We start from the raw sequence: 12,747 nt of genomic DNA, 5'->3' as shown, positions 1-12,747 counted from the left end.
GGTGTTTGTATGGAATAGCGTGTATTATGTTAATGTAGAGCAAAAGTAAGTAATTGTAGCGGTAGTCGGAGGTATGGCAATGCATTAGTTTTGTTTTATTCAATCATGAAAAAATATTATTGATATGGAAACGAAAACAATGGCTACCATGGCACCTGCCAACGCGCACACCGATATTCCCGGAAACCCTTCGACCGCAAAGTCGAGTAATGTGAGGCTTAACGACAGGAGCAATGGCAAGCCGCTCCGGTTACTGAGTGAGGACGATTGGGATTTCTGGGTAACCAATGGCTATATCGTGATCAAGGATGCGGTTCCGAAAGAGCAGGTCAAAAGACTGGCGGATTTTCTATGGGAGTTCGAAGAAAAGGATCCGAACGATCCGGAAACCTGGTACGCTCCTCCACGGGCCGAGATGAAGATGAAAGAACTGACCAACACGGGCATGGTGGAAGTGTATAACCATCAATATCTGTGGGATAACCGGCAATTTCCGAAAGTGCATGAGGCATTTACCGACATCTGGGGCACCGAAAAGCTATGGGTGACCATCGACCGCGCCAATCTGAACCTGCCGCTCCGTCCCGGATTTGAATACAAAGGCTTCATCCACTGGGATTACGATCCGGAAACCAAACCGCAAAATGTACAGGGAGTACTCGCGCTTGCCGATCAGGACGATGAGAATATGGGTGGGTTCCAATGTGTGCCTGAGTTGTTCAGGACCTATGATACATGGAAACTAACCCAGCCCGAGGACCGGAACCACTTCCAGCCGGATGTAACGGGTTTTGAAATTGTGAAGGTAAAAATGAATGCCGGCGACCTGCTGATTTTCAATAGCTCGCAGCCGCATGGTATCCGCGCTAACCGCAGTAAGGACAAAGTACGCCTCGCGCAATACATTGCTATGATGCCGGCTCAGGAAGACGACGAGGCATTACGGCAATGGCGGATCCGCTCCTGGCAGGAAAGGGAGGCGCCGCAAGGATATGCGTTTCCCGGTGACCCCAGAAATTGGGAACAAACACGTTACCAAACGGCAGAATTAAGTGAATTGGGGCAAAAACTGCTGGGGCTGAAACGATGGGACCAGGACCCGGAATAATATTGGTAAACCGGGTAATAATCTAAAAAGGGGAGGCGTTTTGAGTTTGTAACCGCTAACAAACTTTCTTAACGTAAATCTGAACCCCTATGAAAGCGATTCTGCTCACGCTTGCATGCTTGTCGTGCGTCATGACGAATGGATTTACTCAAACAATCTACCGTGTTTCCGAAACAGCGGGCGAGTTCCTGATCAAAGCCCCGGACGCCCGGGCGGGTGGGATGGGCCATGTCGGAACGGCTACCAGTGGCGATGCAAATTCGGCATTCTGGAACGTGGGCAAGCTCACCGACGCGCCCGGGAATTTCGGTGCCTCCGCGACCTATTCGCCCTGGCTTCCTAATATTATCAACAACGCCTGGCTCGGTTACGCGACCGCGTACAAGAAGTTGGGGAAGGGGCAGGTAGTGGGGGCTTCCGTCCAGTATTTCAGCGACCCGGCGATTATTTCAGCGCCGACGCTGTCCGCGGGCGGTGATATTGCACTCAGCGCATCGTATGCCAAACAGCTGGGAAGCCATTTATCGGCGGGCATGACGCTCAAATATGTGTCATCGGATATAGGAAGCGCCGTCGTATCAGGGGTGGTGTTGAAACCCGCCCGGGCGGTGGCCGGCGACATTGGGTTTTATTACAAAAGCCATTCGTCGGATGTGGAAGGGCGTGAAAATGTGGTGTGGACGATTGGTGCTACGCTGGCCAATATCGGTCCGAAAATGAATTACGGAGCCGGATATGAGTACTTTCTACCTACCACGCTGCGCCTGGGAGGAGGCTTTTCGTATACTGTCAACGGGCAACACAAGCTGAATGTGACGGCGGAAGCAGGTAAATTGCTGGTACCAACTCCCACACCGGGTCGCAATGTAAACCAGAAGCCATATCTGGAAGGTATTTTAAAGTCCTTTTCCGACGCGCCGGGTGGCTTTAAAGAAGAAATGCAGGAAATAGTGCTGGCAATGGGCGCCGAATATTGGTACAAAAACCGGTTCGCACTCCGGGGCGGTTACTATACCGAAAATAAAGAGAAAGGCAACCGCAAGTTCTTCACGACCGGCGCCGGTGTCCGTTTTTTGAAGCATTACTCACTCGACTTCGCATACCTCATTCCCACCGACTCCGGTAATCCGATGAAGAATATGTACAAAGTGTCGGCTTCGGTTGATTTTTAGCGACGCTTTACACTCCTTTCAGCGCATACTCCCGGATCAACAATTCGGCGGGAATGCGCAGCAACTGGCTAAATTTCCGGATCATCGAGAGTGAAAGGGCCTGTTTGTAATTTAAAACTTTACTGACAGTCCCTTTATCACCATATACCTGGGCCAGGTCGGCTGGTTTATAGCCGAAATCTTCCATTCTTATCTTGATGACCTCAACCGGATCGACTTCAACGTCGATTCGGAAACCTTTCTCATATTCGCTGATCAAGTGAACGAGAAGCATTTTTTCTCTATGCTCCTCAGACCCTTTTGCCGAATATTTCACTTCATCATAGCGGCTCAGCGCCTTCTCGTATTCTTCTTCTGTTTCAATCAAATACCATTGTTTCTTTTCCATGTCAGATTGTTTCTGCGTTAATGTGGTCGTATTCAGCATGTGTACCTATAAAACGTACTTCAACTACTGATTCTTCATAATCAATCTCGATAACTAAGCGGTACTTGTTTCCCACAATTTTGAATCGGGCTCTTTTACCTTTGATCAATTTTGCTGTTGGAAAATCAAACAATACGTCCGAATTCTTTTTCCATTCAGCCGTTTCGACGGCCTGAATCCAGACGTTCACGCTTTTAAGTGAATCAGCATGTTTATGCACGAAGCGAGTCAATAATAATTCTCGGATAATCCTCATAGTGCAAGTTCCTGTACGAAGCTGCACCCTTCGTGTGATTAGTGTTACAAAATAAAATAAAAGTTGGCAAATTGCCAACTTTTTCGACAAGCATTTGCAGTATACCGCCGAATTCCACTTTCAATAGTATTTCTTGAAAGCCGATTCGCCGTAATCCAATGATCCAGCGGCGGCGGCAAACTTTCATCAGTTCAAACATGCATTCTGTCAGTTGAAACATGCTTTCCGGCGTCAGGGGTGGAATGAGTTTCATGGATGCCCTTTGAAATGAGAATTTTGTACCGTTATGAGGTACCTGATGCTCGTTTTAATGGTTCTTTTACTGGGTGTTACGAATACGTTCGCGCAGGCTGAATGGAAGCGCGTGGCCACACGTGACGGGATAAGCGTGTACGCCAGAACAGTACCCGATTCGAAGATCAAAGCTATGAAAGCGGAATGTGTGCTGGACGCGGGCGTCGACGAGGTGGTTGCATTGCTGCTTGACGTCAGTGCTGCGGAGCGATGGGTATGCCACACCAAATCGTGTCGGCTTATCAAAAGGGTTTCCGACACGGAGCTGTTTTACCACACGGAGGTAAGCTTGCCCTGGCCGCTCGATAACCGGGACTTTGTGACGCATTTAAAAGTAGTAAAGAGCGAAAGCAGTCCGATCGTGATCATCGAGGCGCCGGCGGTGCCGGGCGTTACGCCGATGCGCGAGGGCGTGGTGCGGATCAGTACTTCTACAAACCGTTGGGTACTGCACCCATTACCTAATGCCCGGATTCGGGTCGAATACACGCTGCAAGTCGATCCGGGCGGACACATTCCCGCTCATGTGGTCAATATGTTCGCCTGCCGCGCGCCGATCGAGACGTTTCAGAATATGCGGAAAGTGCTGGCGGAGCGGAGGCGGACATTGACGGCCGACCGCTGACCGCCGGTCAAGACGGCGCAAGCCGCCCTACAATGGCATGCATTTTTTGAGATTTTTTATGATTATTTTCTTAAATTGGCAAAAGGGAAATTCAGTGTGCTTTTCTGTACTGAAACTAAGGTTCTGAAATTCAAAACAAAACATACAATCATGGGAAAAGGAAAAGATCTTTTCGGACACTACAATGACCTCGCCAAGGAAAAAGGCCCCGGTAGCGAAGAAAGTAAATATGCCGGCGTTCTTTTCCAGTCGCTTCTGATGCTTGGCGAGCGCCGTACTTTCGAGCTGCTCGAAGAGGCGGATGAGAAAGGCAAGAAGCTGAAATTGGAGTACAATACCAATGCAAAAGCCAGTGCGGCATGCCCGTGCGGCGTTTCGTTGACGTAGATTTGATGAGAAAACATTCGGTACAGACCTGGCGGAACATCATGAGCCCGCCAGGTCTTGTTGTATAGCAGTACCGGCTGTTCATCAATTATTCCTGCTGTTTCGTCCAGCGGGCACCTGTTTCGCGTTTATTCCTGTAAATTGTAGGTTATATCGCCTGTTGCCCGCATGATCGCCCAACCTCATTCTGACCCGGATTTTGCTCCTTCGCCTGCCCGGGCGCATTGGTTTTTCAGGTACAAGCTCTATCATATTCCTTTCTGGATCGTCTACCACTATATATGGTGGGTGGTGGCGCTGGGAAACCCGGTGAAGGTGGTGGAAGCCTTGTTTACGACATCGGTGATCAAGTTCCTCTTTTATGTGGTATGGCAGGCGCTGGCTGTCTATTTCAATCTGTACTTCCTCGTTCCCCGCTATCTCGAAAAGGGCAGGTATGTGCCTTTTCTGGTATTCTTGTTGTTGACCATCCTTGCCACCGCCGCATTGATCGTCCCCGGGTATTACATGGTGGCATGGGCTTCGGGGAAAACGATGGAGGAATTCTTTGGGCCGGGTAATGACGCGTTTTTGCATATAATGCTCGGAGGGCCATTGTCGTCGACGGTGGCGGCGATGACCTTTGCAATGAGTATCAAGCTGGCCAAAAACTGGCTCCAAACCCAGCAGAGGCAACAAATGCTGGAAAAAGAGAAGCTGGAAACGGAGTTGAATTTTTTGAAATACCAATTCAATCCGCATTTCCTTTTTAACAGCATTAACTCCATTTTCTTCCTGATCCATAAAAACCCCGACAGGGCTTCGGCATCACTGGCGAAGTTTTCGGAGCTGTTGCGGCACCAGCTATATGAATGCAACGACCACCAGATCCCGCTAAGCAAGGAAATAGCCTATCTCGAAAATTTCATCGAGCTGGAAAAGCTGCGCCAGAACGACAGCTTGGAAGTGGTTTTTGAAGTGCAGGAACAGTTTGAAGAACAACCGGGCATCGTGCCGTTTATTCTTATGACATTTATGGAAAATGCATTTAAGCATGTTTCAAGGCATCAGGAGGCTCCGAACTGGATCCGTGGCGATTTGCAGTTCGATCGTGCGCGGCTGATATTTAACCTTAGCAACAGCATTTCGGAAGAGGGAAATATGGAGGTAGTCCATTATGGCGGCATTGGTTTGAAAAACGTGCGGCGGCGGCTGGACCTGATTTATCCCGGAAAATACAAGCTGGACACCTGGCGCGATACGGACCGGTTTGTCGTCCATTTTGAGGTCGAGCTCGACACGCTGGTCATGACTGAAATGTCTCAAATGTCTTTAAATCAGGTTGGATAGATGATCAACTGCGTGATAGTCGATGATGAGCCGCTGGCGCGGGAAGGGCTGGCGGACTATGTGAAGGAAGTGGATTTCCTGAAATTGACAGGTGTTTGCGAAAATCCGGTGGAGCTCCTGAGCCTGATGGATCGGGAGCCGGTCGATTTGATTTTCCTGGATATTCAAATGCCCAAAATGAGCGGTATCGACTTCCTGAAAAGTGTACAGAACCCGCCCATGGCCATCATTACGACGGCCTATCCAAGTTATGCGCTCGAAGGTTTTCAACTCAATGTGATGGATTATTTGCTTAAACCGATCACTTTTGAGCGATTTTTCAAATCGGCGGGGAAAGCCAGGGATTATCATAAGCTACTGACCAAATCCGCGGCGTCGAAGGCCGATGAAGATTACTTTTTTATCAAATGCGGGAGCAAGTATGAAAAGATTTTCTTCGACGATATCCTGTACATCGAAGGCCTGCAAAATTACGTCACGATCCACACGGGCAAAGGCAAGTACATTACCCTGCTCAACCTCAAACACCTCGAACAAAACCTCGATAGCCGGCATTTCATCCGCATTCACAAGTCCTATATCGTCTCCATTGGTAAAATTGAAGGGATCGACGGGAATGAAATCTTTATCCAAAACCACCGCATCCCGATCAGCCGTAACTATCGTGAACAGGTAATTGAGCAGGTGGTTAACCGAAGGCTAATGGACAAGAACCGGTAGGTCATACGGAGACGGCAGCACAAAACGTGCCGTTAAAGGGACAAAAAGCGCTTGATCCGCGTTACCTTTGAAGGGCGGAGCTCAATACTCCGGTTCGAGATAAGACAATGGAATTGAGTTCATATAAGGTTAAAAAATCCCAAAGGGTAGTAGCGGTAGTGCTCGCGGCGGCGGCAACCGGCATTTTTTCAGCATTGGTGGCCGATACCCTCAAAGTGATCACGGAGCATTACGAGGAAGCATTCCTGGAAAATTTGCGGCATAATCGTTACCTGATATTCATTATTCCGCTGATTGGCCTCACAACCATTCACTTGCTGCGCTATTTCCTTTTTCATAACAAAGCGAATAAGGGGATCAAGGAGGTGCTGGACACGATCAACAAAAACGCCCACACCTTGCCGGCCTACAAAATTCCCTCGCATTATTTCAATGGCCTGCTGACCGTGATTTTCGGTGGTTCTACGGGCATAGAAGTATCCACAGTGGTATCTACGGCTGCGATTGGCGCATTGTCGAGCCGGAAAGTGAGCTACCTGCGTAAATACCGTACGGATCTCGTATGCGCGGGCCTGGCCGCAGGCGTGACGGCCCTTTTTAATGCACCCGTTGCAGGTTTTCTATTTGCATTTGAGGTTTTTACAAGAAGAAAAAGCAAGCTTCATACCGCAGCCGTGATTACGGCGGTTCTCTCATCTTACCTCATTACCCGATTCTTCTTTTATAAGCAAGTATTCCATTTCAGCGTGACCAACTGGCGTACCGAAGCGTTGCCTTACATGGTCCTGCTGGGCGTGCTGGCCGGGCTCAATTCGGTGTACCTTACCAAATGCGTGCTGTTTTTCAAGAAATTCTTCGGTTCGCTGCAAAACGATTACGTCCGCATTATTGGCGGCTCACTGCTGATTTCCACGATGATTTTCTTTGTGCCCAACCTGTACGGAGAAGGATATGAGGGCATCAAAGACGTTTTCCGGTATGCCGATGCGCCAGCGCTGGCTGTGGTGCTGCCATTGCTCGCCGTGCTGCTATTGAAGCCTGTTGCGACATCGGTAACCCTTGGCGCAGGTGGCGACGGAGGTGTTTTTGCGCCGAGCCTGTTTATCGGGGCTTTTTTGGGACTGATCGTCTGCGTCGTACTCAACCATTTCTTCGGCCTCGGCCTGATCCCCGTCAATTTTGTGCTGATAGGCATGGCAGCGGTGCTCAGCGGCAGTATCCATGCGCCGTTTACCTCGATTTTCCTGGTGTGCGCGCTGGCCGATAACTACATTCTGTTCATCCCTATTGTGGTCGCCAGCCTCGTTTCTAAATGGGTGGCCGCGGCAATTTTCCCGTATTCGGTTTATACTTATCAGGTCAAACACGCGTCGGGCGCCGTTGCGTCGGCCGCGACTACTTTTCCTCGATCACGGCCATAACCAGCGTGGCTGCATTATGTGCGGCGACGCTGTAAAACTGGTCCATATCCGCCTTCGCTTTGCCGTCGGCTTTGTCGCTGAGGCTTCGGATGATCAGGAATGGCGTATTCTGCTGGTAGCAGGTTTGGGCGATGGCAGCTCCTTCCATTTCCGTAGCGGCCGCATTCAGGTCTTTTAGTAACCGCTGCGTAGTTTTTTGGGAGGAAACAAACTGGTCGCCTGTGACGATAATCCCTTTTTTAACAGCGGGAACAAAGCTGCCGTTGTCGCGTTCTACCTTTGCCAGTTTCAGGTTTTTGGAAACCGAAAGCGCTTTGGAAATCAATGCGGAGTCGCAGTGGAATTTCAGCGGGTTTTCTTTTTGAGTAAAGGGATTTTTGGTAGCCCAGTAATGCATTCCGGCGTCGTCGATCTGCCCGAAATCATGGTAGGCGATCTGCGTCCCGATCACCAGATCGCCCGGTGCCAGTACCGGGTCGACGCCTCCTGCAATTCCCGAAAACACGATCTCGCGCGGTTTGAAATGCTGGATCATCATTACTGTCGTAACGGCCGCGTTTACTTTCCCGACGCCTGTCTCCGCGAGTACCACGCGTCTGCCGCGCAATTCCCCGGTGATGAACCGGATCTGGCTGATAACGGTATCTTTTTTCTGCGTCATCTCGCTTTCCAGTAGTACCAGTTCAGGCGGGAATGCGCCGAGAATGCCGGTAATGCTTTGGGATTTTACTGAAAGAACGATGAGTAGGAAGAGGAATGTGAGTAGTGAATTTTTCTTCATGTTGAGTTTAAAAAATCAACGCCAGAATGGCGAAAATATCAATGATAATGAGAGCTAAACTAATGTCGCGGGCTCGTCCTGTGAGCAATTTCAGGGCAGTCCAGCTGAGGAATCCCCAGATGATGCCCTGGGTGATGGAATAGGTAAAGGGGATCAGCACCATGGCCAGGAATGCCGGAAATGCTTCCGAAAGGTCATTCCAGTTAATGCGGATCACGGGTTTCATCATAAAAACACCTACCAGTACCAATGCCGGCGCTGTGGCGATGGAAGGTACCGCGCTCAGCAGTGGTGAAAGAAATAAAAATGGTAGAAATAAAATGGCACCGGTAACCGCGGTAAGGCCCGTTTTGCCCCCTTGCTCGATCCCAACGGCGGATTCGATGTAGGCGGTGCCCGGGCTGCTGCCGGTGAGCCCGGCGATGGTCGTCGAAATGGCATCCACCATCAGCGAGCGACGAATGTTACGCGGCTCACCGTTGTCATCGAGCAGGTTGGAGGCTTCGGCCAGCCCCACGAACGTGGAAAGGCTGTCGAACATATCGGTAAATACGAATGCCAGGATGATCGGCGCCAGGCTCCATTTCAGCGAATTGACGAAATCGAGCTGGAATAGCAGGCTGAAATCGGGTTTCGAAACAATGTGATCGATGGTGATCACCGTTTCCGGCCCGCCCCACCACCGCCCGATGGGCCACGCAAGCAGGCTGGTGACGACAATGCCGATCAGAATGCTGCCCTTAATGTTGCGGATCAGCAGGATGACCGTCACAAGCAGTCCCGCAATGAATGTGAGCGCCGGCGCATTGAGATTCCCCAGACTGATCATCGTCGCAGGGTTAGGCACGATGAACTTGGCATTGGCGAAACCGATGAGCGTGATAAACAGCCCGATCCCCGCCGCGATGCCGAAACGCAACGGTTTTGGAATAGCCCTCACAATGTAGGAGCGGATATTGAATGCGGACAGAATCAAAAAGAATACCCCGGACCAGAATACCGTCCCGAGCGCTACTTGCCAGGAAAGCCCGTTGGTAAGCACGGCGGTGTAGGTAAAAAACGCGTTGAGGCCCATTCCGGGAGCGACGAGAATCGGGTTATTCGCGTAAAGCCCCATCATCAGGCTGCTGAAAAACGATACCAGTATCGTGGCCGTGAGCACCGCCGGGAATGGCATGCCGGTTTGGCTGAGGATCGACGGGTTGACGACGATGATATACGCCGTTGCCAGGAATGAGGAAATCCCGGCCAGGATTTCGGTGGAGATCTGCTCTTTGCGAAGCCCGGAGAATAAGGTCATATCGTTCAGGTTTATTTCAAATATATTGATTTAGTTTCAATGGGAAGGCTTTTTCATAAGGTGTAAGGGATACAATGCCGAAAATTGGTCATATGTAATCCAGTAAGTTGCTATTTTGCATTACTTTAAAAATTGTTCTTTTATCACCTGAACCATACATGCTTAACATTCCAAAGTACCAGGGTAAACGGTGGGGCATCGCTCTGCTGGGCGGTATTACCCTGGCGTCCGTCATGATGACGGGCTACACCTATACCCGCAATACGGCTTCCGATCGTCCCGATTCGCTACAACTGGCGTCGTTCGTAGAGCCCGGGTTTCCCTACATTTCAACGTCCGTTGACGCCCGCAAACTGGGCGGCGGTTTTCCGAAAGACAATCAGGCAGCGCGTACGCTCGCATTGCAGCTCGGCGATAGCGCCTATGCCTGCTTCGATACCGACCTGCTTCGCTGGTCGGTGGCCTGGACGGGTAAGTTTCTGCCGATGGTACTGATGGCGCAGGTTTCGTACAAAGACTTTTTCAACAAGAACAATAACATCGCCACCGTGCCCGGCTCACCCGTGCTTGCAACAGGCGCCTACGCGGGATGGTCGACAGGCAAGCCACAATACCGCACCGATCAGTCGCTGCCGCCTACCTGGAAACCGCTTCCGGCCGAAAAGGGACGTTACAATGGCGTGTATGTTTACGGAAAACAATCCATCCTCGATTATTCGGTAGGAAAGGCGCGTATTTATGAGCTACCGGGCAGCGCTAAATTCGATGGCGGCGTGGCATTTACCCGCACAATACAGGCCGGCGACGTTTCCACTGAATTATTTCTGACAGCCGCCGAAATCGATAATGCTACCGGCAGCGAAGTGAAAGGCCGCATTGCTTATGTGTATCAAGGCGCTGATAAGGATACTGTTACCGCTGTGGCAGTTGTAGGCAAAGGTAAGCCAGGCTGGCAGCCCGGTGTCGAGGAAGGAAAATACCTGACGGTAAATGTATCGGCGTCGGGCGAAGCGACAGTCGCCATTTGGAAAGGGCTTTCCAAGGATAAAAAGGCATTTGAAAAGTTTGCTAAAACCAAGCACACGCCATTACCGGATTTCAAAAAAGGCGGCCCTGCATTGTGGAAGGAAACTGTGGTAACGCAAGGAAAGCTTGGGCCGGATACGGCGGCATTCGTGACTGATCAACTCACATTGCCTTTAAATAACCCTTGGAAAAGAAATGTGCGTGTGGCTGATGTGGCTTTTTTTAAGGACGGGAGAGCGGCGGTCGTTACTTTTGAAGGCGATGTCTGGACCGTTGAGGGCATTGATAAGAACCTTCAAAACCTGAAATGGCGGCGCTTTGCCTCGGGTCTCCACGAACCGATGAGCATCGAGATTGTGAAGGAAAATATTTTCGTTTTTGACAGAAACGGCATTGTCCATTTCCATGATCTGAACGCCGACGGCGTGGCCGATTACTATGAGAACTTCTCGAATGTCATGGGGCAATCGGCCGAGTCGCGCGAGTGGGCGGGAGATTTGGTTACCGCGCCGGATGGCAGTTTTTACATTGCAAAAGGCGGGAGTTTGAGCAACGGGCCGGGCATGACCAAGGTTACCGGCAAGGGTTTCCGCGCAGGTTCGGACGAGAACGGTACTGTCATGAAGATTTCACTGGATGGGCGCAGTGCCGAGGTTGTAGCGACCGGCTTACGTGGCCCTTACCTGGGAATGCATCCTGCCAAAGGTATTCTCACGGCGTCTGATCAGCAGGGTAACTTTGTGCCTTCCACACCGATTTTCGTTATCCATCAGGGCGATTATTTCGGTGTAGAGCCCACATTGCACCGCAAAGATAATCCGGCAGTAACACCGCCATTGACCTGGATCCCTCACAGCGTCGACCGTTCGGCGATCAGCCAGGTTTGGGCTACCAGTTCCAAAATGGGGCCCTTGAATGATAACCTGATCCACTTTTCCTTCGGTCGGCCCGGCTTATTCCGCGTGCTGATCGACAGTACGACGAGCGTTGTCCAGGGCGGCGTTTCCGTCATTAATGCCAACTATCCCGCGCCTACTTCGAAAGGGGCAATGAACCCGGTGGATGAGCAATTGTATGTGGCTGGTTTTAATCTATGGGGATCGAGCTCGAATGGCATTAGTGCGTTGTTGAGGCTACGCTACACGGGCAAGCCGAGCTATTTACCGAATCATTTCCGCGCTGGCAAGCAAGGCATTGTGCTACGTTTCGATTCACCGCTGGATAAAGCTACTGCCAGCGATCCGAAAAGCTTCGAAGTAAAGCGATGGAACTACAAACGCACCGAGGAGTATGGTTCAGGCCATTTCAAACTCGATGGTTCGACAGGGCAGGAGACGATGCATGTGGCGGCGTCGTATTTGTCGGCAGACCGTAAAAGCGTGCTGCTGCTGGTGCCTGACATGACCGAGATCATGCAAATGGAGGTGACCTATCATTTGCAGGCGGCGGACGGTAAAAAGGTAAACGACCAGTTCTGGTTTACCGTAAATCAGTCGACAGATGTGGATTTGAAAGGCTTCGAAGGTGTTGATCTCGCATTGCTGACTGCAAAACGTCCTGAGGCCCCAGTCGTAGCGGTGGCAGAAACCGCGGCTTCGGCGGAGAAAGGTCGTGAAATATTCCAGAAAATGGCCTGCGCAGGTTGCCATTCCGAAGGTACCCGCACGAAAGGTATGTACGGCCCGCCGTTCCAGAACCTGTACAAATCCGAGCGTACTTTTGACGATGGTACCAAGGTAATCGCTGACGAGGCCTACCTGCGCGAATCGATCCTGACGCCTTCGAAACGCATTATTAAAGGGTATAATGAAGAAATGCCCTCGTTCGTGGGCGTGCTTTCGGACAATGATATCGAATCGGTGATTTTGTTTATCAAATCACTTTCGGGGAAATAGCGGGTG

The 12,747-nt window shown here is 50.7% G+C and carries 13 protein-coding genes; 8 read left to right on the top strand and 5 right to left on the bottom strand.

Annotation, left to right across the window (positions count from 1 at the left end):
* Positions 1–124: 124 nt before the first annotated feature.
* Positions 125–1,108, top strand: coding sequence for a phytanoyl-CoA dioxygenase family protein (locus tag J2Y43_RS01330; RefSeq protein ID WP_309981592.1), 984 nt, complete (start codon positions 125–127; stop codon positions 1,106–1,108).
* Positions 1,109–1,197: 89 nt separating this feature from the next.
* A complete protein-coding gene (porV, locus tag J2Y43_RS01325; RefSeq protein WP_309981593.1) occupies positions 1,198–2,280 on the top strand; it encodes a type IX secretion system outer membrane channel protein PorV in 1,083 nt (360 codons plus the stop codon).
* A gap of 7 nt (positions 2,281–2,287) precedes the next feature.
* Here porV and J2Y43_RS01320 read toward each other — a convergent pair whose 3' ends face one another.
* The 3 genes from J2Y43_RS01320 to J2Y43_RS01310 are packed head-to-tail and all read right to left on the bottom strand — an operon-like array spanning position 2,288 to position 3,216.
* A complete protein-coding gene (locus J2Y43_RS01320; RefSeq protein WP_309981594.1) occupies positions 2,288–2,668 on the bottom strand; it encodes an XRE family transcriptional regulator in 381 nt (126 codons plus the stop codon).
* Position 2,669: 1 nt separating this feature from the next.
* Positions 2,670–2,963, bottom strand: a complete 294-nt coding sequence (locus J2Y43_RS01315; RefSeq protein ID WP_309981853.1) for a type II toxin-antitoxin system HigB family toxin — start codon at positions 2,961–2,963, stop codon at positions 2,670–2,672.
* Positions 2,920–3,216 carry a hypothetical protein gene (locus tag J2Y43_RS01310; protein WP_309981857.1) on the bottom strand — a complete coding sequence of 99 codons (297 nt, stop codon included), beginning with the start codon at positions 3,214–3,216 and terminating at the stop codon, positions 2,920–2,922. The genes J2Y43_RS01315 and J2Y43_RS01310 overlap by 44 nt, the downstream gene beginning before the upstream one ends.
* A 33-nt stretch (positions 3,217–3,249) precedes the next feature.
* Between J2Y43_RS01310 and J2Y43_RS01305 the strand changes: the two genes are divergently transcribed.
* The 5 genes from J2Y43_RS01305 (at position 3,250) to J2Y43_RS01285 (ending at position 7,739) form a co-directional block, all read left to right on the top strand.
* Entirely contained in the window at positions 3,250–3,882 is a 633-nt protein-coding gene (locus J2Y43_RS01305; protein ID WP_309981595.1) for an START domain-containing protein, read from the top strand.
* A gap of 150 nt (positions 3,883–4,032) precedes the next feature.
* Positions 4,033–4,269 carry a hypothetical protein gene (locus tag J2Y43_RS01300; protein WP_223406542.1) on the top strand — a complete coding sequence of 79 codons (237 nt, stop codon included), beginning with the start codon at positions 4,033–4,035 and terminating at the stop codon, positions 4,267–4,269.
* A 168-nt stretch (positions 4,270–4,437) separates the two neighbouring features.
* On the top strand, positions 4,438–5,598 hold the full coding sequence (locus J2Y43_RS01295; protein WP_309981596.1) for a histidine kinase: 1,161 nt from the start codon (positions 4,438–4,440) through the stop codon (positions 5,596–5,598).
* A complete protein-coding gene (locus J2Y43_RS01290; RefSeq protein ID WP_309981597.1) occupies positions 5,599–6,318 on the top strand; it encodes a LytTR family DNA-binding domain-containing protein in 720 nt (239 codons plus the stop codon). It abuts the gene before it with no gap.
* A 107-nt stretch (positions 6,319–6,425) separates the two neighbouring features.
* On the top strand, positions 6,426–7,739 hold the full coding sequence (locus J2Y43_RS01285; RefSeq protein ID WP_309981598.1) for a chloride channel protein: 1,314 nt from the start codon (positions 6,426–6,428) through the stop codon (positions 7,737–7,739).
* Here the strand turns inward: J2Y43_RS01285 and J2Y43_RS01280 are convergent.
* Both J2Y43_RS01280 and J2Y43_RS01275 read right to left on the bottom strand, forming a co-directional pair.
* Positions 7,714–8,520: a 5'-methylthioadenosine/adenosylhomocysteine nucleosidase gene (locus J2Y43_RS01280; protein WP_309981599.1), complete on the bottom strand. Its 807-nt coding sequence runs from the start codon at positions 8,518–8,520 to the stop codon at positions 7,714–7,716. The two genes, J2Y43_RS01285 and J2Y43_RS01280, sit on opposite strands and share 26 nt — an antisense overlap.
* Positions 8,521–8,527: 7 nt before the next feature.
* Complete coding sequence (locus J2Y43_RS01275; protein ID WP_309981600.1) at positions 8,528–9,820, bottom strand: NCS2 family permease; 1,293 nt, start codon at positions 9,818–9,820, stop codon at positions 8,528–8,530.
* Between the two features lie 158 nt (positions 9,821–9,978).
* Here J2Y43_RS01275 and J2Y43_RS01270 point away from each other — a divergent pair, with 158 nt between their 5' ends.
* Positions 9,979–12,741: a DUF6797 domain-containing protein gene (locus tag J2Y43_RS01270; RefSeq protein WP_309981601.1), complete on the top strand. Its 2,763-nt coding sequence runs from the start codon at positions 9,979–9,981 to the stop codon at positions 12,739–12,741.
* Positions 12,742–12,747: the final 6 nt, after the last annotated feature.

Source organism: Dyadobacter sp. BE31 (assembly GCF_031457695.1).
In the GTDB taxonomy this organism is placed as follows: Bacteria; Bacteroidota; Bacteroidia; order Cytophagales; family Spirosomataceae; genus Dyadobacter.
Note: the sequence above shows the minus strand (reverse complement) of the source record. Positions and strands in the feature narration are given on the sequence as shown.

Coding starts and splice junctions, on each gene's coding strand:
- J2Y43_RS01305 (WP_309981595.1), top strand. CDS start 3,250: ATGAGGTACCTGATGCTCGTTTTAATGGTTCTTTTACTGGGTGTTACG.
- porV (WP_309981593.1), top strand. CDS start 1,198: ATGAAAGCGATTCTGCTCACGCTTGCATGCTTGTCGTGCGTCATGACG.
- J2Y43_RS01300 (WP_223406542.1), top strand. CDS start 4,033: ATGGGAAAAGGAAAAGATCTTTTCGGACACTACAATGACCTCGCCAAG.
- J2Y43_RS01285 (WP_309981598.1), top strand. CDS start 6,426: ATGGAATTGAGTTCATATAAGGTTAAAAAATCCCAAAGGGTAGTAGCG.
- J2Y43_RS01270 (WP_309981601.1), top strand. CDS start 9,979: ATGCTTAACATTCCAAAGTACCAGGGTAAACGGTGGGGCATCGCTCTG.
- J2Y43_RS01315 (WP_309981853.1), bottom strand. CDS start 2,963: ATGAGGATTATCCGAGAATTATTATTGACTCGCTTCGTGCATAAACAT.
- J2Y43_RS01280 (WP_309981599.1), bottom strand. CDS start 8,520: ATGAAGAAAAATTCACTACTCACATTCCTCTTCCTACTCATCGTTCTT.
- J2Y43_RS01330 (WP_309981592.1), top strand. CDS start 125: ATGGAAACGAAAACAATGGCTACCATGGCACCTGCCAACGCGCACACC.
- J2Y43_RS01275 (WP_309981600.1), bottom strand. CDS start 9,820: ATGACCTTATTCTCCGGGCTTCGCAAAGAGCAGATCTCCACCGAAATC.
- J2Y43_RS01290 (WP_309981597.1), top strand. CDS start 5,599: ATGATCAACTGCGTGATAGTCGATGATGAGCCGCTGGCGCGGGAAGGG.
- J2Y43_RS01310 (WP_309981857.1), bottom strand. CDS start 3,216: ATGAAACTCATTCCACCCCTGACGCCGGAAAGCATGTTTCAACTGACA.
- J2Y43_RS01320 (WP_309981594.1), bottom strand. CDS start 2,668: ATGGAAAAGAAACAATGGTATTTGATTGAAACAGAAGAAGAATACGAG.
- J2Y43_RS01295 (WP_309981596.1), top strand. CDS start 4,438: ATGATCGCCCAACCTCATTCTGACCCGGATTTTGCTCCTTCGCCTGCC.